This is a genomic window from Rhizobium sp. Leaf306, assembly GCF_001423425.1.
Lineage (GTDB): Bacteria > Pseudomonadota > Alphaproteobacteria > Rhizobiales > Rhizobiaceae > Neorhizobium > Neorhizobium soli.
In genome coordinates this window covers 933,288-954,197 of sequence record NZ_LMNX01000002.1, presented here as the reverse complement: position 1 = coordinate 954,197, position 20,910 = coordinate 933,288, and the positions used below count along the sequence as shown (strand labels likewise).

General features: G+C 59.8%; 19 protein-coding genes and 1 pseudogene. 14 read left to right on the top strand and 6 right to left on the bottom strand.

Annotated elements, in window-relative coordinates; translation table 11 throughout:
* Positions 1-6: 6 nt before the first annotated feature.
* A pseudogene (locus ASG19_RS23530) lies at positions 7-405 on the bottom strand (SRPBCC family protein); the annotation flags it as partial.
* A gap of 163 nt (positions 406-568) precedes the next feature.
* On the opposite strand from ASG19_RS23530, the gene gndA reads away from it, so the two are divergent.
* A complete protein-coding gene (gene gndA, locus ASG19_RS12330; RefSeq protein WP_062457148.1) occupies positions 569-2,002 on the top strand; it encodes an NADP-dependent phosphogluconate dehydrogenase in 1,434 nt (477 codons plus the stop codon).
* Between the two features lie 54 nt (positions 2,003-2,056).
* Here the strand turns inward: gndA and ASG19_RS12325 are convergent, their stop codons facing one another.
* Positions 2,057-3,100 carry a LacI family transcriptional regulator gene (locus ASG19_RS12325; protein ID WP_062457145.1) on the bottom strand — a complete coding sequence of 348 codons (1,044 nt, stop codon included), beginning with the start codon at positions 3,098-3,100 and terminating at the stop codon, positions 2,057-2,059.
* A 353-nt stretch (positions 3,101-3,453) separates the two neighbouring features.
* On the opposite strand from ASG19_RS12325, the gene ASG19_RS12315 reads away from it, so the two are divergent.
* From ASG19_RS12315 to ASG19_RS12275, 9 genes are all read left to right on the top strand, one after another.
* A complete protein-coding gene (locus tag ASG19_RS12315) occupies positions 3,454-4,683 on the top strand; it encodes an ABC transporter substrate-binding protein (RefSeq protein ID WP_062457138.1) in 1,230 nt (409 codons plus the stop codon).
* Positions 4,684-4,780: 97 nt separating this feature from the next.
* A complete protein-coding gene (locus tag ASG19_RS12310; protein ID WP_062457134.1) occupies positions 4,781-5,683 on the top strand; it encodes a sugar ABC transporter permease in 903 nt (300 codons plus the stop codon).
* Between the two features lie 46 nt (positions 5,684-5,729).
* The gene (locus ASG19_RS12305; protein WP_244476162.1) at positions 5,730-6,638 is read left to right on the top strand and encodes a carbohydrate ABC transporter permease; all 909 of its coding nucleotides are present in this window, start codon (positions 5,730-5,732) and stop codon (positions 6,636-6,638) included.
* A gap of 4 nt (positions 6,639-6,642) precedes the next feature.
* Positions 6,643-7,815 (top strand): ABC transporter ATP-binding protein, encoded by a 1,173-nt coding sequence (locus ASG19_RS12300; RefSeq protein WP_082476297.1) that lies wholly within the window; start codon positions 6,643-6,645, stop codon positions 7,813-7,815.
* A 103-nt stretch (positions 7,816-7,918) separates the two neighbouring features.
* Complete coding sequence (locus ASG19_RS12295; protein WP_062457126.1) at positions 7,919-8,680, top strand: sugar phosphate isomerase/epimerase; 762 nt, start codon at positions 7,919-7,921, stop codon at positions 8,678-8,680.
* Positions 8,681-8,706: 26 nt separating this feature from the next.
* Positions 8,707-9,843: a Gfo/Idh/MocA family oxidoreductase gene (locus tag ASG19_RS12290; RefSeq protein ID WP_062457123.1), complete on the top strand. Its 1,137-nt coding sequence runs from the start codon at positions 8,707-8,709 to the stop codon at positions 9,841-9,843.
* Between the two features lie 68 nt (positions 9,844-9,911).
* Complete coding sequence (mgrA, locus tag ASG19_RS12285; protein WP_062458083.1) at positions 9,912-10,958, top strand: L-glyceraldehyde 3-phosphate reductase; 1,047 nt, start codon at positions 9,912-9,914, stop codon at positions 10,956-10,958.
* Positions 10,959-11,043: 85 nt separating this feature from the next.
* Entirely contained in the window at positions 11,044-12,654 is a 1,611-nt protein-coding gene (locus ASG19_RS12280; protein ID WP_062457120.1) for a glycoside hydrolase family 43 protein, read from the top strand.
* A gap of 142 nt (positions 12,655-12,796) precedes the next feature.
* Complete coding sequence (locus tag ASG19_RS12275) at positions 12,797-13,138, top strand: RcnB family protein (RefSeq protein WP_062457117.1); 342 nt, start codon at positions 12,797-12,799, stop codon at positions 13,136-13,138.
* A 93-nt stretch (positions 13,139-13,231) separates the two neighbouring features.
* Here ASG19_RS12275 and znuA read toward each other — a convergent pair whose 3' ends face one another.
* On the bottom strand, positions 13,232-14,215 hold the full coding sequence (gene znuA, locus ASG19_RS12270) for a zinc ABC transporter substrate-binding protein ZnuA (protein WP_062457114.1): 984 nt from the start codon (positions 14,213-14,215) through the stop codon (positions 13,232-13,234).
* A 109-nt stretch (positions 14,216-14,324) separates the two neighbouring features.
* Here znuA and ASG19_RS12265 point away from each other — a divergent pair, with 109 nt between their 5' ends.
* The 3 genes from ASG19_RS12265 to ASG19_RS12255 are packed head-to-tail and all read left to right on the top strand — an operon-like array spanning position 14,325 to position 16,481.
* Positions 14,325-15,242 carry a metal ABC transporter ATP-binding protein gene (locus ASG19_RS12265; RefSeq protein ID WP_156466486.1) on the top strand — a complete coding sequence of 306 codons (918 nt, stop codon included), beginning with the start codon at positions 14,325-14,327 and terminating at the stop codon, positions 15,240-15,242.
* Positions 15,235-16,062: a zinc ABC transporter permease subunit ZnuB gene (gene znuB, locus ASG19_RS12260; RefSeq protein WP_062457111.1), complete on the top strand. Its 828-nt coding sequence runs from the start codon at positions 15,235-15,237 to the stop codon at positions 16,060-16,062. Before ASG19_RS12265 ends, znuB begins: the two co-directional genes overlap by 8 nt.
* Entirely contained in the window at positions 16,059-16,481 is a 423-nt protein-coding gene (locus tag ASG19_RS12255) for a Fur family transcriptional regulator (RefSeq protein ID WP_062457108.1), read from the top strand. The genes znuB and ASG19_RS12255 overlap by 4 nt, the downstream gene beginning before the upstream one ends.
* A gap of 9 nt (positions 16,482-16,490) precedes the next feature.
* On the opposite strand, the gene ASG19_RS12250 is transcribed toward ASG19_RS12255, so the two are convergent.
* Together ASG19_RS12250 and ASG19_RS12245 are read right to left on the bottom strand one after the other, a co-directional pair.
* Entirely contained in the window at positions 16,491-17,018 is a 528-nt protein-coding gene (locus ASG19_RS12250; RefSeq protein WP_062457105.1) for a gamma carbonic anhydrase family protein, read from the bottom strand.
* Positions 17,019-17,040: 22 nt separating this feature from the next.
* Positions 17,041-17,727, bottom strand: a complete 687-nt coding sequence (locus ASG19_RS12245) for a fumarylacetoacetate hydrolase family protein (protein WP_062457102.1) — start codon at positions 17,725-17,727, stop codon at positions 17,041-17,043.
* A 218-nt stretch (positions 17,728-17,945) separates the two neighbouring features.
* Between ASG19_RS12245 and ASG19_RS12240 the strand changes: the two genes are divergently transcribed.
* Positions 17,946-18,209, top strand: a complete 264-nt coding sequence (locus tag ASG19_RS12240) for a hypothetical protein (protein ID WP_062457099.1) — start codon at positions 17,946-17,948, stop codon at positions 18,207-18,209.
* A 104-nt stretch (positions 18,210-18,313) separates the two neighbouring features.
* Here the strand turns inward: ASG19_RS12240 and ASG19_RS12235 are convergent, their stop codons facing one another.
* Positions 18,314-20,893, bottom strand: a complete 2,580-nt coding sequence (locus ASG19_RS12235) for an HWE histidine kinase domain-containing protein (protein WP_062457095.1) — start codon at positions 20,891-20,893, stop codon at positions 18,314-18,316.
* Between the last annotated feature and the right edge of the window lie 17 nt (positions 20,894-20,910).

Here is a 20,910-nt window from a genome sequence, read left to right as displayed (position 1 = left end):
CGCTGAGCGTTCCATGATTGCCCTCAGCGACTGCAGATCCTTGAGGACATGCGCGGCATCCGCTTCGTGCGCCGCATCGTCGGTACCGGGTTGGCGCAAAAGAGTGAACAGAACTTCAGCTCCATCACCGTTCGGTATGATACGCAGCGCGTTGTCCATCGACATCCCGTTTTCCAACGTGACCCTGTGATCGATCACGCCGAAGTCGTTGTCGGGAGCGAAGCGAACACGGATTGTTCCAACCGGACCGCCATCGCCGATCCAGTCTTCACCTTCGGCGCGCAGGTCTGCTGCAAGGCCTGAAGCCCAGCTTGCCATGTTTTCCGGACGCCTTGCAAATGCGTAGACATCCCTCCAGTTCCGCTCGATCGAGAGGTGGATTACGCGTGCGGGCATGACCGTCATGAAGGCCTCCTTGGTTTCTACGCCGAGTGGCATGCCACTCGGAAATCCTCTTGATCGCACGAGCCGGCGCATCCGCGAATAAACGGGCTCGCTTTCGTCTTAGCCTTGCCGTTTGGAAACGAGGATGCCAAAACAGCGTCAAATTAAAACTGGAGGCATATCCGTGGAACAGGCAGAAATCGGTCTTATCGGTCTTGGCGTTATGGGTGCAAACCTCGCGCTCAACATCGCGGAAAAAGGCAACAAGATCGCCGTCTTCAACCGGACAGCGGAAGTTACCAAGAAATTCTACGCCGAGGCGGGCGCGTTGCAAGGCCAGATCGTTCCTTGCGAGACCTTGGAAGAATTCATCGCTGCAATCCGGCCCCCACGCCCGATCATCATCATGATCAAGGCCGGCGATCCGGTCGATCAGCAGATGGAGCTCCTGAAGCCCTATCTTTCGCAGGGCGACATCATGATCGATGCCGGCAACGCCAACTTCCGCGATACGATGCGCCGTTTCGAAAACCTCGAAGGTTCCGGCCTGACCTTTATCGGCATGGGCGTATCCGGTGGGGAAGAAGGCGCACGCCATGGACCGTCGATCATGGTCGGCGGTGCTGAGGAAAGCTGGAAGCGCGTCGAGAAGGTGCTGACCTCGATCTCCGCAAAATTCCATGATGAACCCTGCGTCGCCTGGCTCGGCGAAAACGGCGCCGGCCATTTCGTGAAAACGATCCATAACGGCATCGAATATGCTGACATGCAGATGATTGCCGAAATCTACGGCATCCTGCGCGATGGTCTCGGCATGGGCGCCACAGAAATCGGCGACGTCTTCGGCAAGTGGAATACCGGCCGCCTGAATTCGTACCTGATCGAGATTTCGGAAAAGGTCCTGAAGGCAAAGGACCCGATCTCCGGCAAGCCGATGGTCGACGTGATCGTTGATTCCGCCGGCCAGAAGGGCACCGGCAAGTGGTCGGTCATCGAAGCCCAGAACATGGGTGTCGCGGCAACCGCGATCGAGGCCGCCGTCGCCGGGCGTGTTCTGTCGTCTCAGCGCACCGAGCGCCTCGCCGCAGAAAAGCAGTTTGGCCTGCCGAAAGCGATCGATGCGCCGGCAGACAGCGCGGCGTTCCTCGCCGATCTCGAAAACGCGCTGCTTGCGGCCAAGATCGGCGCCTATGCGCAGGGCTTTGCCGTCATGGCTGCCGCCTCCAAGGAGTATGGCTGGAACCTGCCGATGCCGACGATCGCCAAGATCTGGCGCGATGGCTGCATCATCCGTTCGGCCTTCCTCGATGAGATCACCTCGGCCTTCTCGAAGGACCCGGATGTTGCAAACCTGATCGTGACACCGGCATTTGCCCAGATGGTCGCAGACACCGATGGCGCACTGCGCCGCGTTGTCTCCTATGCCGTCATGTCCGGCCTGCCGGTTCCGGCACTCTCCTCCGCGCTGTCCTACTTCGATGCCTACCGCCGTGGTCGCGGGACAGCGAACCTCATCCAGGCGCAGCGCGACTTCTTTGGTGCCCACGGTTTCGATCGTCTCGATGGCGTCGACAAGCACCATGGCCCGTGGGGCAGCGGGCTCGCCGACTTCGCCTAAGGCTATCTTGCAAACACGGAAAGCCCGGCCAAGCGCCGGGCTTTTTGCATTCGATCAGTCCTGTGGTGACTTGATCGACCATTCCGGTTGGCTGACGCTTTGCAAAAGCTCTGGGGCCGCCCCATCGATTCGGGCCAGCAAGGCCTTTGCAAGTTCCCGTCCCGCCCAACGGATGTCCTCGTTTACGGCAAGGATTTCCGGCCTGATCCAGTTGAGAAATTCGGCCGACTGCTTTGAGACGATATCGACATTGCGGCCGAGTTTTCGACCGGAAGCTTCAAGGCCTGAGGCGATCGCGATCGTTGCAGAGCCGCTCATCGAAATGATTCCATCAGGCGGTTGCGGAAGCCGCGACAGCTTCTCCGAATAGGCTCTGATATCCTCCAGCGACGTCTCCGTCGTGATCCGTCCCATCGGCACCTCGCTCACGCCGAAATCGGCAAGCGCCCGTTCAAAGCCGATGCGGCTATGGGTATAGTAGGCAAACCTGCTCTGTGGGGCGAGCAGACAGATATGCCGCCTGCCTCGCTTGGCGAGCCGCTCGACCGCCTGATAGGCAAACGCCGTGTTGTCGAAGTCGTGGTAGGGGTGCTCGATCCCCATACTGGTTCGGCCGTGGGTGACGAAAGGCAGGTTGCGCTCCGTCATCAACCGCACACGCGGATCGTCCGGCTCGATCCTCGAGATGATCACGCCATCTGCCGATCCCGTATCAAGGATATAGCGCACCGGCACCATGGGGTCTTTCTCGAAAGAGTGGGGCGTCAACACGAGGTGGTATTGCGTGCCCCCGAGAACCTCGGAAATGCCCTGAACCATCTGGCTGGAAAAGCCCATCAGTTCCTGTTCGATGCTGAGCACGAGCGCGATCACATTGGTCTTGCCTGTGCGCAACCGGACGCCCGCCCGGTTCGGGTGATAGCCGAGCTGGCCGGCCACAAGTCGAACGCGTTCCTTCGTGTCGGCCCCGATGTCGGGTGCATCCTTGAGGGCCCGCGACACCGTCGTGATACCCAGCCCCGTCATGTAGGCAATTGTCTTAAGGGTCGGGCGTTGATTGCCGATCGTCCCGAAGGATCTACGTTTGTCTTCATCCATGGCTGCAGCTTTCTCGGAGATTACCGGCGACTGCGACCTTCTCCACAAGCACCGTTCATACGGTAAAAATCTGCAACGATACAGTCCTATTTTCGCTGAAAACCAACGACTTGCCGTCGATATACCCGTTACAACGCAGACGCACAATTCTTTTGCGTCTGCGAAGAAGGATCAATTTGATAATTCTATAAAGCATTGTTATGTAACGAGATAAGTGCATCAACACGAAGTACGCGGGCTGCTGTCGGACATTGCTGCGAACCTGCTCCAAATCTTTCACGCGATTTTCGGTTGCCCTCCATCGATGTTTGTCCTAGCCTTTTACTGCAACGTTTCAGTGAGGGAGGAGACTCATGCGCATCCGTGCTTTTGCAGCCGTTATGGCTGCCACCGTGGCATTGCCGTGCTTTGTTCAGGCAGCCGATCTTGAGGTCACCCATTGGTGGACGTCGGGGGGAGAGGCTGCAGCTGTCAAGGAACTGGCAGGCGCTTTCAATGCTACCGGCAACAAATGGGTTGATGGAGCCATCGCAGGTTCGGGAGGAACCGCGCGGCCGATCATGATCAGCCGGATCACCGGTGGTGACCCGATGGGCGCCACGCAGTTCAACCACGGCCGACAGGCGGAAGAACTGGTCCAGTCAGGTCTCATGCGGGACCTGAGCGATGTGGCTGAGAAGGGTAAGTGGAAAGAGGTTATCAAGCCTGCCAACCTGCTCGACAGCTGCACGTTCGAAGGCAAGATCTATTGTGCCCCGATCAACATCCACTCGTGGCAATGGCTGTGGCTCTCGAACGCAGCCTTCAAGACGGCAGGCGTTGCCGTTCCGAAGGACTGGAACGAGTTCGTCGCTGCAGCGCCCGCGCTCAAGAAGGCCGGTATCCAGCCTTTGGCACTGGGTGGTCAGCCGTGGCAGGCCAATGGCCTGTTCGATACCTTGCTGATCTCGTTGGGCGGCAAAGACCTCTACGAGAAGGTCTACAAGGACAAGGACGCAAAGGTTGCTGCAGGGCCTGAAATGGCCAAGATCTTTGCAGCAGCCGACAAGGCACGCGAACTCGCCAAGGGTTCGAACGTACAGGACTGGAACCAGGCAACCAACATGGTGCTGACCGGCAAGGCCGGTGGCCAGGTCATGGGTGACTGGGCACAGGGCGAGTTCTCGTTGGCAGGAAAGACTGCCGGCACCGACTACACCTGCCTGCCAGGGCTCGGCATCAACGACGTGCTCACCACCAACGGCGATGCGATCTATTTCCCATTACTGAAGGACGAGGCAAAATCGGAGGCGCAGAACGTTCTCGCCGAAACGATCGTCGATCCCAAGCTACAGGTCGCGTTCAACCTGAAAAAGGGATCGGTTCCGATCCGTGGCGATATCGACATGGCAGCCGCCAACGACTGCATGAAGAAGGGTATCGCGATCATCGCCAAGGGTAACACCGCCACCAGCACCGACCAGCTTGTCTCTGCCGATACGCAGAAACAGAAGGAAGATCTGATGTCGGAGTTCTTCAGCAGCTCCATCTCCGTGAAGGATGCTCAGGCGCGCTTCGTCGATATCATCAGCTCTGCGGACTGACACCGCTTTCAATCGCTGACCTTGACCGGCCCCGCATCAGCGCGGGGCCGGCCCGGAAACCTGCGGCCTTCACGCTGCAGCCGATCGAGGACAACACATGGCGAAAACCCATCAATCTGCCAGACCAAATCAGCTTTTTCGCAACCTGAACTCGAAAATTGCCTCCATCCCGATGATCTTCGTCGCGCTGGTAATTTTCCTCGGCGGTTCCGTCTGGACCGTCATCTACTCCTTTACCAATTCGAGACTGCTGCCGCGCGCAACATTCGTCGGGTTTGATCAGTACGAGCGCTTGTGGGGCTCGGCACGTTGGCTGATCTCCATCCAGAATCTCGCGATCTACGGCATCCTGTCGCTGATCTTCAGCCTCGTTGTCGGCTTTGTGCTCGCCGCGCTGATGGACCAGAAGATCCGCTTCGAAAACGTTTTCCGGACGATCTTTCTCTATCCGTTCGCGCTGTCCTTCATCGTCACCGGCCTCGTCTGGCAATGGATCTTGAACCCCGAATTCGGCATCCAGCACATCGTCCGGTCGCTCGGTTGGGAGACCTTCGAATTCAATCCGGTCTATGACCCCGACATCGTCATCTACGGCATCCTGATTGCCGGGCTGTGGCAGGGCACGGGGCTCGTCATGTGCCTCATGCTCGCAGGTCTTCGCGGCATCGACGAGGATATCTGGAAAGCGTCGCGCGTCGACGGCATTCCGATGTGGCGGACCTACCTCTTCATCGTCATCCCTATGATGCGTCCGGTCTTCATCACCACGCTGGTCATCATCGCGAGCGGCATCGTCAAGCTCTACGATCTCGTCGTGGCGCAGACCTCAGGCGGACCCGGCAACGCGTCCGAAGTGCCCGCGAAATACGTCTACGACTACATGTTTCAGGCGCAGAACCTTGGCCAGGGCTTTGCCGCATCGACCATGATGCTGCTGACCGTCGCCATCATCATTGTCCCATGGGCTTATCTCGAATTCGGAGGGCGCAAGCGTGGCTAACGTTTCCACTTTCGACACCACATCGACCGTCGTCACAGATGCCGCAGTGCTGGCGACAACACCGTCACGCGCACTGGAGGGCCCGAGTGGTCGCAAACCAAAGCGCAGGCTCTCACGCCGCAACATCATCCTCTACGGCACGCTCGGCCTTGCGGCGCTTTACTACCTTCTGCCGCTTTACGTGATGGTCGTGACATCGCTGAAGGGCATGCCGGAGATACGGATGGGCAACGTCTTCTCGCCGCCCATGGAGATCACGTTCGAGCCCTGGGTAAAGGCATGGGCAGAAGCCTGCACCGGCCTCAATTGCGACGGCTTGTCACGCGGCTTCTGGAACTCCGTCCGCATCCTTTTGCCATCTGTGGTGGTCTCGATCTTCATCGCCTCGGTCAGCGGCTACTCGCTCGCCAACTGGCGCTTCAAAGGGTCGGAGCTGTTCTTCTCCATCCTGATCATCGGAGCCTTCATCCCGTATCAGGTCATGATCTATCCGATCGTCATCATCCTGCGTGAGATCGGGATCTACGGAACCCTGACCGGGCTCATCATCGTCCATACCATCTTCGGCATGCCGATCCTGACGCTGCTGTTCCGCAACTATTTCACCTCGCTGCCCGAGGAACTGTTCAAGGCGGCGCGCATCGACGGTGCCGGGTTCTGGCAGATCTACGGGCGCATCATGTTGCCCATGGCACTCCCGATTTTCGTGGTGGCGATGATCCTGCAGGTTACCGGCATCTGGAACGACTTCCTGTTCGGCGTCGTCTTCACGAGGCCCGACAGCTACCCGATGACGGTGCAGCTCAACAACATCGTCAACTCCGTGCAGGGGGTGAAGGAATACAACGTCAACATGGCGGCGACGCTTCTGACGGGTGCTGTCCCTCTCATCGTCTATTTCGTATCCGGCCGCCTTTTCGTCCGCGGCATCGCCGCTGGCGCAGTGAAGGGATGACCCCATGACCACTCTTTCCGTCCAGACACCACACACCAACGCATTTCCCCCAGGGGCAACCTCGTTGCCCGAAGCCTCTGCCGTATCGGGCGAGCACAGCGTCTCGATCCGCGACCTGTCGCTGTCCTTCGGGGCGGTCACGGTTCTGGAAGACCTGAACCTCGACATTCACGATGGTGAATTCCTTGTTCTGCTCGGTTCCTCCGGCTGCGGGAAATCGACGCTCCTCAACTGCATCGCCGGCTTGCTGGAGCCGACCGATGGCCAGATCTTCATCAAGGGCCGCAACGTCACCTGGGAGGAACCCAAGGATCGCGGCATCGGCATGGTGTTCCAGTCCTATGCGCTTTACCCGCAGATGACGGTGGAAAAGAACCTGTCCTTCGGCCTGCGGGTCGCCGGACTGCCGAAGGAAGACATCGCCAAACGCGTCGCGCGTGCTTCGGCGATCCTGCAGATCGAACCGCTTCTGCAGCGAAAGCCGGCAGCTCTTTCCGGCGGCCAGCGGCAGCGTGTCGCCATCGGCCGTGCGCTGGTGCGCGATGTCGACGTCTTCCTGTTCGATGAGCCGCTTTCCAACCTGGACGCAAAGCTCAGATCCGAGCTGCGCGTCGAGATCAAGCGGCTGCATCAGCAGCTCAAGAACACGATGATCTACGTGACCCACGACCAGATCGAGGCGCTGACGCTGGCAGACCGCATCGCCATCATGAAGAGCGGCGTCATCCAGCAGCTCGCCGATCCGGTCACAATCTACAACCGACCGAAGAACAAGTTCGTCGCGGGCTTCATCGGTTCACCCTCGATGAATTTCCTGGATGGCGAGCTGGCGGAAGAGGGCGGCCGTCCCGTGTTCAAGACGAACGGCGTCAGCTTCCTGCTCGACGGTTACAGCGCATCTGAACCATTAACGCCCGGGCGCAAGGTCGTCCTCGGCGTCCGTCCAGAACATATCAAGGTCGATGCCGATATCGCCGGAGAGGAAATCCATGAGGCGATCGTCGACATCGAGGAGCCGATGGGTGCAGACAATCTCATCTGGCTGAAACTCGCCGCTCACACTCTGTCCGTTCGCGTCGGCGGGGCCCGTCGTTACGCTGTCGGATCGAAGGTCCGGCTGGGCTTCGACATGACCATGGCGTCGCTGTTCGATGCGGCGACCGAGGAGCGGATCTGATCCGCAGCTTTTCAATAGTTCACCTCTCCCCAGGAGGGTGACGAGCCGTGGGAGCGAAATTCTCGCTTTCCGCGGACCAAAGTTTCATTTCAAGGAGAATGACATGACGACGCTCGGTTTCCAGCTTTACAGCGCCCGCAATTTCCCGCCGCTATCCGATGTTCTGAAACTCGTGGCCAGTCACGGCTACCGTGAGGTCGAGGGCTATGGCGGTCTCTACGGAACGCTCGACGAGGCCGGTCTTCAGAAGTTTCGTGCAGAGCTCGATGCCAACGAACTCACGATGCCCACAGGCCATTTCGGTCTCGATCTCCTCGAACAGGAGCCTGACCAGGCACTGCTGATCGCAAAGACGCTCGGCATCAGTGCCATCTATTGCCCGCACCTCGCAGCCGATCAGAGACCCACGGATGCGGAAGGCTGGTTCGCCTTCGGTCAGCGCCTGCAGGAAGCCGGAAAACGCTATCAGGACGCCGGCTATACATTCGGCTGGCACAACCACGATTTCGAGTTTAAGCAGCTGCCGGATGGCTCCACGCCACAGGAACAGATCTTTGCCGGCGGCCCTGACCTGAGCTGGGAAGCGGATATCGCCTGGGTCGTCCGTGGCGGTGCCGATCCGTTCACCTGGATCGAAAGCTACGGCAAGAAGATCTCGGCGGTTCACGTCAAGGACATCGCGCCAGCGGGCGAGAACACGGATGAAGACGGATGGGCCGACGTCGGCCATGGCACCGTTCCGTGGAAGGAACTGATCGCGGCACTGAAGAAGACACCCGCCAAGCACTTCGTGCTGGAGCACGACAACCCGAAGGATATCGAGCGGCTCGCGTCCCGTTCGATGGCCGCCTTCAAGACCTACTGAATTCAGATATTGGATCGGAGTTTCCCATGACCAAGGAACTTGGCGTCGGCATCATCGGATGCGGCAACATTTCCATGACCTATTTCGCGCTGTCTCCGCTGTTTAAGGGGATCAAGGTTCTGGCCTGCGCCGACCTCAATCCGGAGGCGGCGCGGCAGCGGGCAACAGAATACGGCGTCAAGGCGCAGACCATTCCGGAGCTGCTCGCCAATGACGAGCTGGACGTGATCGTCAACCTGACGATCCCGGCCGCGCATTTCGAGGTCTCGAAAGCCATTCTCGATGCCGGCAAGCACGTCTATTCCGAAAAGCCGCTGACCATCACGCTGGAAGAGGGAAAGCAGCTGCAGGCGCTTGGACGCGAAAAGGGGCTGGCGATCGGTTGCGCGCCGGACACGTTTTTAGGCGGCGCGCACCAGCTCGCCCGCAAATACATCGATGATGGCGGCGTCGGTCGCATCACGTCGGGCACATGCCATGTCATGAGCCCGGGCATGGAAATGTGGCACCCGAACCCAGGCTTTTTCTTCCTCAATGGCGGCGGGCCGATCCTCGACCTCGGGCCGTACTATATCGCCAACCTCGTCAACTTCCTTGGCCCCGTCAAACGGGTCGCGGCATTGACGTCGATGGCCAATCCGACGCGCACAATCACCAGCGAACCGCTGAAGGGCCAGAGCATCCCGGTCGAGACCCCGACCAACATCCACGCGCTGCTCGAGTTTGCGGCAGGCGCAACGATCACGCTTTCGGCCAGCTGGGATGTCTGGTCGCATCGCCATGCGAATATGGAACTCTACGGCACGGAAGGCTCGATCTACGTGCCCGACCCGAACTTCTTCGGTGGCGTGGTGGAAGCAAGCGGCCGCGACAAGGATATCCAGCCGCTCAAGGACTGGGATCATCCCTTCAGCAAAAACAACCAGGAGCATCCGACGAACGGCCCGCGCGCCAATTATCGCACCGCAGGTCTGGCAGACATGGCAATGGCACTGATCGAGGGGCGAGACATCCGCTGCTCGATCGACCGGGCGCTGCATGGCGTCGACGTCATGACCTCGATCCTGAAATCCGGAGAGGAGGGCAATTTCGTTGCGACCACAACGACCTGCACTCAACCGGCCGCGCTCGGCATCGATGAAGCGCTGGCGCTTCTTGTCTGATACTCTATGACGTGCACGGCGCCGAAGAAGAGGTCGGCGCCGTTTTTCATTCGGAGGATTTTTCAGAGATGGCTTGGCACCCGGCGGACAACCGCTACGACACCATGAAATACAATCGCTGCGGCCGGTCCGGCCTCAAACTTCCGGCAATCTCGCTGGGCCTGTGGCACAATTTCGGTGACGACACGCCGCATCAGCGCAAGGTCGATATCTGCCGAAAAGCCTTCGATCTCGGCATCACCCATTTCGACCTTGCCAACAATTACGGCCCGAAGCCCGGAAGCGCCGAAACGGCCTTCGGCCAGATCCTGCGCGATGAGTTTCACGGGCTGCGGGATGAGCTGATCATCTCGTCGAAAGCCGGCTACAACATGTGGCCCGGCCCTTATGGCGAATGGGGCAGCCGCAAGTACCTGATCGCGTCCTGCGACCAGAGCCTAAAGCGCATGGGTCTCGACTATGTCGATATCTTCTATTCGCACCGCTTCGATCCGGATACGCCGCTGGAAGAGACCTGCGGCGCGCTGGATCACATCGTTCGCTCGGGCAGGGCGCTTTATGTCGGCCTGTCGTCCTATAATTCGCAGCGCACGCGGGAGGCGACGTCGATTCTGAAAGCGCTCGGAACGCCGGTCCTTATCCACCAGCCGAGCTATTCGATGATCAATCGCTGGGTCGAGGAAGACGGTTTGCTCGACACGCTGGATGATCTCGGCGTCGGCTCGATCGTGTTTTCGCCGCTCGCCCAGGGCATGCTTACCTCGAAATATCTGGGCGGCATTCCCGAAGACAGCCGTGCCGCTCAGGGCAAGTCCCTGCGCCCGGCGTTTCTCAACGACAAGAATATCGAGAACCTCAAGGGTCTGAACGCGATTGCCGAAAGGCGTGGCCAGACGTTGGCGCAGATGGCGCTGGCCTGGGTGCTGCGCGGCGGCCGCGTGACCACGGCGCTGATCGGCGCCAGCCGTCCGGAACAGGTCGAGGATTGCGTCAAGGCGCTGGAGAACCCGGAGTTTACGGCAGACGAACTGTCCGAGATCGACGGTTTCGCCAAGGAAGCCGATATCAACCTCTGGGCAGCATCGGCCGAACGCGAGGGTCCCTCCCGCAAGTGAACCTCCCCACAGCGGGAAACAACGGGATGCAGACTGAGGAGAGCAGTCTGCATCTTAGAGACCTAGTGCATACCGGAGGAAATTCATGATCCGCAATCCCATCCTGCCGGGTTTCAATCCCGATCCATCGATCTGCCGTGTCGGCGAGGACTATTACATCGCGACCTCCACATTCGAGTGGTATCCGGGCGTTCAGATCCACCACTCCCGCGATCTCGTGAACTGGACGCTCGTGCGGCGACCTCTGGAGCGGAAAAGCCAGCTCGACATGCGCGGCAATCCCGACAGCTGCGGCGTCTGGGCACCGTGCCTTTCCTATGCGGACGGATTGTTCTGGTTGGTCTACACCGACGTGAAACGGTTCGACGGCAGCTTCAAGGACGCTCACAATTACATCGTCACATCGCCGACGATTGAAGGTGAATGGTCGGACCCGATCTATGTCAATTCCTCCGGCTTCGATCCGTCGCTGTTTCACGACGACGACGGGCGCAAGTGGTTCCTGAACATGCAGTGGAACCACCGGACCGAGAGCTTTGGCGGCGCACCGAAATCACCGGCGTTCGATGGCATCCTCATGCAGGAATGGGACGCCGAGACGAAGACGTTGAAGGGTCCCATCAGCAACATCTTCCCGGGCAGTCCGCTCGGGCTCGTCGAGGGCCCGCATCTCTTCAAACGCAATGGCTGGTACTATCTGACGACGGCAGAAGGCGGCACAGGCTATAATCACGCTGTGACGATGGCCCGGTCGAAGACGATCGGCGGCCCTTACGAGCTACATCCCGATAACCATCTCATCACGTCCAAGGATGCACCGGAGGCGGAGCTGCAGCGGTCCGGCCATGGGCAGTATGTGGAGACGCCGGAAGGAGAGGTCTATCACACCCACCTCTGCAGCAGACCGATCGAACCGCATCGCCGCTCACCGCTCGGGCGCGAGACGGCGCTGCAGAAATGCGTCTGGAAGGACGACTGGCTCTATCTCGAACATGGCGGTGTGGTTCCCGCCGTCGACGTCCCCGTGACGAACGGCACCGAGGTGGCTCAGGATGCTGGTCGGGTGGCGCAGGGGTTCGACAAGGCAGTGCTGCCGAGCGAGTTCCAGTGGTTGCGCACACCGGAGCCGGAGCGGATCTTCAGCCTGACGGAACGCCCCGGACATCTCCGGCTCACCGGTCGCGAAAGCATCGGGTCCTGGTTCGAGCAGGCGCTGGTCGCCCGGCGGCAAGAGCACCATCGCTACCGCGCCGAGACGGTGGTCGATTTCTTACCCGATACGTACCAGCAGGTGTCAGGCCTTACCCACTACTACAATCGCCACAAGCTGCATGCGGTTGCCGTCACGCTGCACGAGAAGCTTGGCCGCGTCGTAACGGTACTGTCATGCCCCGGCGACTTCCCTCATGCAAAGCTCGTCTGGCCAGCCGGAAGCGGCGTGCCGGTGCCGGACGGACCGGTGCATCTGGCAATTGAGGTCGATGACAATGATCTCCAGTTCTTCTGGCGCGCCGGTGGAGCGAACGACTGGGAGCCGATCGGACCGATGCTGGACGCCTCTGTCATCTCAGACGAAGGTGGACGCGGCGAGCATGGCTCATTCACCGGCGCGTTCGTGGGCGTGTTCGCCTTCGATACCTCAGGTCGTGCGAAAGCCGCTGATTTCGACGACTTCGTATACGAGCCAATCGTATGAGAAGCTCCCGTAGCGCTTAACTTCCTGCGATAAGATATGACGCCAAGGCACTAGGATCATTACATAAGTTTAATCTTCCATTCATATGGCGTTCATCGGTTGGGCTCTAATTCTCTCGTGTGTTCAATACGAGGAAACAACCATGAAGAAGTTCATCATTGCCATGCTCGCCGCTACCGTTCTGGTCGCGCCGATCGCCTCCACAGCGCAGGCGCAGGATTGGCGCAAGGGTCCGGAGCATCACCGCCCGGCCGGCAAGCATGTCGTCATTGAAAAGAAGAAAGTCGTCGTCACCAAGAAGCGCTGGGTGCGGGGTCATCGCATGTCGGCCGCTGAGCGCCGCCATATGGCGGAAGTCCGCGATTATCGCCGCTACCGCCTGTCGGCCCCGCCGCGCGGTCAGCGTTGGGTGAAGGTGGATAACGACTTCCTGCTCGTCGGCATCACCAGTGGCGTGATCGCAAGCATCATCTCCGGCCGATAAATTGAGTTGGGGGACGTCGAGTGTTCGACGTCCCCCACCTGTTTGTCTCAACACGCGGCACTGCAGGTCGCAGCACCGCGAATGTCCTGGAGATCAGGAAGCCTGCGAGAGGCAGGTCTTCAATGAGGTCGCGAGACCGCGCATCAACTCGAAGTAGAGATCATGCCCCTCGGTCAGTGCTCCGGCTTCCGGATCGAGAACGCCGGAACGGGCCTTGCTTCCTTCCGTCACCACCTTCACCAGCTTTGGCTCGAACTGCGGCTCCGCAAACACGCAGGTGGCGCCAAGCTCCTCCACCTTCTGGTGGATTTCCTTCACGCGCTCTGCGCCGGGAATGGATTCGGGGCTCACCGTGATCGAGCCCGCAACCTTCACGCCGTAACGGTTCTCGAAATACTGATAGGCATCGTGGAAGACGATAAACGGCTTGTTCTTGACCGGCTCGAGCGTGGTCTTCAGTTCCGTATCGAGTGCATCGAGCCTCTTCATCAGGTCTGCGCCATTCGCCTGATATGTCGTCGCGTTTTCCGGGTCGGCCTGAACCAGCGCCTTCTCGATCTCCTGCGCCATCGCCTTGGCATTCATCGGGTCGAGCCATAGATGCACGTCATTGCCGTCATGGTCGTGGTCGCCGTCGTCCTCCGCGCCGGCTGCGTGATCCTCGCTGCCGTGGCTATGACCGTGATCATGGCCTTCCTCTTCGGCTTCCGGCTCGAACACACCGCCCTCGCGGAACTTCAGTTTGGTCAGGCCCGGCGCGTCTTCCAGGCTTACCACGGCAGCCTTGGTGCCGAGTGCTTCCAGCGGCTTTTCCAGAAACGCTTCCATTCCATGGCCGACCCAGAAGATCAGGTCGGCTTTCTGCAGGGCCGACGCGTTGGATGGGCGCATGTTGTAGGTATGCGGGGAGGCCGCGCCCTCGACGATCAGCTTCGGCTCCGCCACGCCCTTCATGACGGAGGCGACCAGTGAATGGATCGGCTTGATCGAGACAACGACGCTGGGTGCATCGGCAAATGCATTCGATGCGGTCATCAGGGCCGAGCATGAGAGGAGGAGGGTTGCGGCAAATTTCATCGGATAGCTCCTTGTGAAATGACGTAATGTTATTACATCAATTGCGTTATGCTATAACGTGTGCCATGAGGGTCTGCAAGAGGCCTGACAACAGGATTTTTAGACGACCATGCTGATGAGAAACCGGGCCGACCTGCCGCTTGGAGATCATGCAAAGGACGCAGCGAAACTCGTATCGCTGTCGAATGCCGGCATTTTCCGCGATAATCGCTGGCTGGTGCGCGGCGTCGATCTGTCGATTGCCCGCGGCGAAGTGGTGACGCTGATCGGACCCAATGGCGCCGGCAAGTCGACGACCGCCAAGATGGCGATCGGCGTCCTGAAGGCGGACGAGGGCACCGTTACCCGCAGCAGCGACCTGCGCATCGGTTATGTGCCGCAAAAGCTCTCGATCGACTGGACGATGCCGCTTTCGGTGCGGCGCCTCATGCGGCTGACAAGCTCGATTTCCGATCAGGATACGATGGCAGCGCTCGAAGCGACCGGCATCGCGCATCTGGCCGATGCCGAAGTCCGTCACCTGTCGGGCGGTGAATTTCAGCGCGCTTTGCTGGCCCGCGCCTTGGCGCGAAAGCCGGATCTGCTCGTCCTGGACGAGCCGGTGCAGGGCGTCGATTTCGCCGGCGAGGCAGCGCTCTACGATCTGATCCGCAAGATCCGCACCACGACCGGTTGCGGCATCCTGATGATTTCGCATGATCTGCACATGGTGATGGCGGGAACCGACACGGTGATCTGCCTCAACGGTCATATCTGCTGCCGTGGCACGCCGGAAGTTGTCAGTCAGAGTTCGGACTATGCCAAGCTGTTTGGCGCAAACGGCCGTGCGCTGGCGGTCTATAGCCATAATCACGACCATACCCATCTGCCGGATGGTCGGGTCCAGCATCGCGACGGCTCGATCACCGATCATTGCCATCCCGAGGACGGCCATCATCACGAGCCTGCTGCCGGGCACGACCACCACCATCACCACGATGGCGACCACGGCCACCACCATCACGGCGAGGGCAAGCCTCATGCTTGACGACTTCTTCACTCGCGCAATGATCGCCGGCGTCGGCGTGGCGCTGACAGCCGGACCGCTCGGCTGTTTCGTCGTCTGGCGCCGCATGGCCTATTTCGGCGACACGATGGCCCATTCGGCGCTGCTCGGCGTTGCCTTGTCGCTGTTTTTCGAGGTCAATCTTCTTCTGTCGGTGTTCGGCGTCGCCGTCCTCGTCTCCGGCCTGCTGCTCCTCCTTCAGCGTCGCCAGTCGCTTTCCGCGGATGCGCTGCTCGGGATTCTCTCCCATTCGGCTCTGGCGATCGGCCTTGTGCTGGTTGCCTTCATGACCTGGGTTCGGATCGATCTGATCGCCTTCCTGTTCGGCGATATCTTGGCGGTCACGCCATCCGATATTGCACTGATCTGGGGTGGCGGGATCGTCGTCGTCGCAGCGCTCGCATTCCTCTGGCGCCCGCTGATCGCATCGACAGTGAGCGAAGACGTGGCGGAAGCTGAGGGCATGCGGCCGGCGCAGGCAAAACTGTTCTTCATGCTTCTGATGGCATTGGTCATCGCGATTGCCATGAAGATCGTCGGCATCATGCTGATCACCTCGCTGCTGATCATTCCAGCCGCGACGGCCAGACGATTTTCGGCAAGCCCCGAATGGATGGCGGTCTTCGCCTCGCTGATCGGCGCTGCAGCTGTTGTCGGCGGTCTTTTCGGCTCTTTGACCTATGATACGCCGTCCGGCCCTTCCATCGTGGTGGCCGCACTCCTACTTTTCATCATGAGTTTGCTTCCCGCCTTCGGCCGCAAAACGAATGAGCGGGCAACCAATCAAGGAGTGCGCGGATGAACGCCCCGATCGTCAATCCGGCCCTGACCAAGAACCAGTCGCTGGTGTTTGAGGCACTGGACCGTGCCGATGGGCCGCTCAGCGCCTACACGATCCTTGACAAACTGCGCGACCACGGCTTCCGTGCACCGCTTCAGGTTTACCGCGCGCTCGACAAGCTGACCGAGTTCGGCATGGTCCACCGGTTGGAAAGCCTCAACGCCTTCGTCGCCTGTGCGCACCGGGAAAGCGCGTGCTGCGGAAAAGGTCATGGCCACGGTACGGTTGCCTTCGCGATCTGCGAAAGCTGCAGCCAGGTGCTGGAATTCCACGATCACGAGGTCGATCACCACCTCAGCGACTGGGCATCCAGCAAGGGCTTCAAGCCGTCAAAGACGACGATCGAGATCCGCGGCATCTGCCAGAAATGCGCGGCATAGTCCGTTTGATCACAGCGCCCTGAGGTCCCGGGAAAACCGCTTCCAGTTCTCCACATAGCGCGCCGCAGATTGCCGCAGCCGTTCGACGGCGTCATCGTCAAGCGTGCGAATCGCCTTGGCAGGCGAGCCGACGATCAGTGAATTGTCCGGGAATTCCTTCCCCTCGGTGACAAGCGCATTGGCGCCCACAAGGCAATTGCGGCCGATCCTTGCGCCGTTCAGGATGGTCGCACCCATGCCAACAAGCGAATTGTCGCCAATGATGCAGCCATGCACGATCGCATGGTGGCCGATCGTGCAGTCCGAACCGATTACGACTGGGTAGGCGGGATCGGTATGCACCATCACGCCCTCCTGAATGTTCGACCGCGCACCGACGGTTATCGGCTCGTTGTCGCCGCGAAGCGTCACGCCGAACCAGATGCCGACATCCTCGCCCAGTTCCACCTTGCCAATCACGTTCGCATCCGGCGCGATCCAGAAGCGGTCGGCGGAGGGGAGTTTAGGCTGGAATTCACCAAGCGCGTAGATCGGCATCTGTTGACCTCCGGTTCGTGCTTCAAACCACCGTGAGAGAGAGTTTGCCGACACCCTCGGCGCTGCAGGTGATCGTGTCGCCCTTGACGATCGGGCCGACGCCCGCCGGCGTCCCGGTCATGATCACGTCACCCGGTGCCAGCACGAAGAGCTTCGACAGTTCGGCGATGATTTCCGGCAGCTTCCAGATCATCTGGTTGAGGTTGCCGGACTGCTTGCGTTCGCCGTTGACCTCAAGCCAGATCGCACCTTCCTGCGGATGCCCGATCCTGGCGGCCGGGACGAGTGCGGAGACGGGCGCCGAATGTTCGAACGCCTTTGCCGATTCCCAAGGCCGGCTCATCTTCTTCGCCTTGTCCTGCACATCGCGCCGCGTGAAGTCGATGCCGATCCCGTAGCCATAGACCTTGGACAGGGCCTCTTCGACCGGAATGTCGGCGCCGCCACCGGAAAGCGCCATCACCAGCTCGACTTCGAAATGCACATCGGAAGAGACTGGCGGGTATGGAAACGTGTCGCCATGATAGAGATTGTCGGCATTCTTCTGAAAGAAGAAGGGCGGCTCGCGTGACGGATCATGGCCCATTTCGATGGCGTGGTCCGCATAGTTGCGGCCGACGCAATAGACCCGGCGCACCGGAAACTGTTCGGTCTCGCCCTCGACATCAAGAAGCACGGGCTGCGGGGCAGGGATCACGGTAGCGCGCATCGAAAAATTCCTCCGGTCATCGATAGGCGTCCTTTGTCCACCAATTCGGCCGACAATCCTAGCCCGATTTCTGCGCAGCCGTACGGCTGGCGCGAATTTTCGCTTTGCTATAAGGGAAAGCGCATTCGGCAAATATGCCGGCCATGCAACCGAACTAGGGCCGGCGTGTTGAGCTGGCGTCTCTCTAAAGACAGCACGAAAACGAAGGTTCTTCACCGATGACGAAACAGCCCAAACTCGAACATTCAGAATTCGCCGGTGAGTTCGAAGACGATGGCGTCACCGTGCTCGTCGATATCTATCGCCCGGCCGATACCAATGGCGACTGGACGCTCGAGGTCATCAGCCAGACGGAAGTCGTGACCAGCTGGGAAGAGACATTCGCGACCGACAAGGACGCCTGGGAAGAATTCCTCGCCACCGCCGAGCGCGACGGCATCAAGAGCTTCCTTGAAGAAGACGACGGCCAGTCGGTCCACTGAACGGGCTGTCATGCCGGCAACCTGCAGGTTGAGGTCATTGACCGCAGTGGGAGCAGGGAACGTCGTTTCAGAGCGGATGAATGACGAGAGCGCGAGCACTTTCGTCAGCCACCTTCGACAGTCGCTTTCGTCAGCACCTGTTGCACGGCGCGCGCCAGATGATCACGCTCATAGGGCTTCTGGATGACGACCTCACTTTCCTTTCTGCGCGCGATTGCCAATTCGTTGCCGTAGCCGGTCGCGAAGATAAACGGCGTTCCGGCTTGTCCGAGCTTGGTCGCAAGATCGAAACTTGTGCCGCGACCGACATTGATGTCCAGCATAGCGAACTGGAAACTCTGCTTGGCAAGCAACTGTTCGGCTTCGGCAATAGTGGAGGCGAGGTGAACCTGAACCGCGCCCAGCTCGTACAGCATGTCCTCGGCCTCCAGTGCGATGAGCATGTTGTCCTCGACCAGCAGAACCTGCGCATCGTGGAGTAGTTGCTTTGGGGGGAGGCTGGTTGCTTTCAGGGTATCGGGCTCAATCATCGTCTGCGTCGGTGCCGGGTCTTCAGGCGCAATGATCACATAATTCAGCGGGATGAAGAAATCCGCTTCCAACCCGGCCAGCAGGAAGCGGACCTCTGCCGTTCCCTTCAGATCGAACGGAATCGTTTTCTCGACGATGACAGACCCAAACCCTCGCCGTGTCGGCGCAACCACGGCCGGGCCGCCGATTTCCTTCCATTTGATGTAAACGCCTTCGCCGTCGACCGAGTCGACGGTCACCTCTATGCGGCCGTTTGCCGAAAGCGCGCCATGCTTGCAGCTGTTGGTGACGAGTTCATGGACGACCAGCGCAATGGTCGACATCGCCTGTGGCTGGAGCAGTACGTTCGGCCCCTTCAAGGTAAATCGACCGCGTACGCCGTCATGTGCCGCGATCTCATCCTGAAAGATGCCGGCGAGCGGCGCCGGGCCCCAGCTCTGGCGCGTGACGCGGTCATGGGCTCGTGCGAGCGCCTGCACCCGTCCGCCGAGCGATTCGACATAGCTCGCGACATCAACGGCCGTGTGGCTTGTCTTCGTCATGAGACTGCGGATCAGGGCAAGGATGTTGCGGACGCGGTGATTGAGTTCGGCAATCAGCACTTCCTGACGTTCGGAAGCACGTCGTCTCTCGTCGCTGGCGCCGTCCGAATAGCGCAGGATGACTTCGATCAGTGCCTGTCTGATCGCTTCGCCGATGCGCTGATCGCGATCGGAAAAGGGGTTGGATTTGCCGCGGACGAGTTCGGCGAATGCTGCGAAGCTTTTGCGGGGCGATATGCGTTCGCTCTCGGTGCCTGCTTCCGCTGGCTTTGCAGGATTGCCACCCCACCTGATCTCGCTCAGCCGCTCGCGGCGGAACAGCAAGATATAGTCGCGCGGAACACGCGAGATGGGGATCGACAGCATGCCGGCGGCGCGGTCCGCTGTCTCGCTGCACGGCGCATGGACCGAAGCCAAGTTGTCGGTCGTGAAGACCCGGCTCGGCGAGGCGGCGTTCAGATGATGGGCCAGAGAGATTACATTATGTTCCGACGGCGTGGCGCCGTGAAGATGAGCTTTGCCGCGACGGTAAATTGCGACACCATCGCAATCCAACATGTCGCGCGTCATGTCCTGCAGCCACTGAGCATCTTCCATCAACGATTCGTCACCAGCAATCATCGTAATGACGCGATCAGCCAAAGCACGTGCGCGATGCTCGTGCTCCTCGCTGCCGCGCCGCAGACGGCTCTCCAGCATCATGGAATACATCGCGCCGAACAGTTCCGATGCCGTCCGCATGATGAAGCTCGGCAGGCGCGGTCCATTGGCATGGCATGCGATAAGCCCCCACAGCTTTTCCTCGACGACGATCGAAATGGATAGGGAGGCACCAACCTCCATGTTGCGCAGATATTCGATATGGACGGGAGACACGGCGCGGCTGATCGACATCGACAGGTCGAGCGGTGGCGTGACCGCGTCCGCGGGAGGCAATAACGCCACGGTCGGTGCCGCGACGTCGGCTATGATGCGGAAAGGGTTGCGCAAGTACAATTCGCGCGCCTGGCGTGGGATATCCGACGCGGGATAATGAAGCCCGAGGAAGCTATCCACCCCGGCGCGTGTTGATTCCGCGATGACTTCGCCATGACCGTCTGTGTCGAACCGATAGATCATCACTCGATCAAAGCCGGTGATCGCCAGGACCTGTCGGACCGCATCTCTGTGGAATTTCTCGATTGAAGGAACTTTGGTCAGACGCGCAGCCATTGCGCGAACCATCGAAGCCGCCTCCACCCGTTCGGTCTTTTGTGTCCGTTCGCCTTCGACAATCAGAAGATCGCCCTGAAAATGGATCGACAGATCGACGTTGGGCAATCCCTGCACCAGCTTCACGTCGAAGATTCTCTCTCCTGTCGTTGACGCCAAAATCGCCATCCGGTTCCGGATGTCGTGGAGCGCCGTCTCACTGATCCACGTGTCGAAGCGCGTGCCCAGGAGTTTCTCCGGTTTGACGGTGAAGAATGTTTCGCAGTTCTCGGATACGCGAACGATCGTCCAGTCGTTCGACATCGCAACGAGGAACGCGAAGTTCTGGATCTCTTCGAGCCGCGTGATCGGCTCCCTATCGCAGACGATCAGACTGGCATCTGTGTACTCATAGCCCATTGGTGGCCCCCGCCATT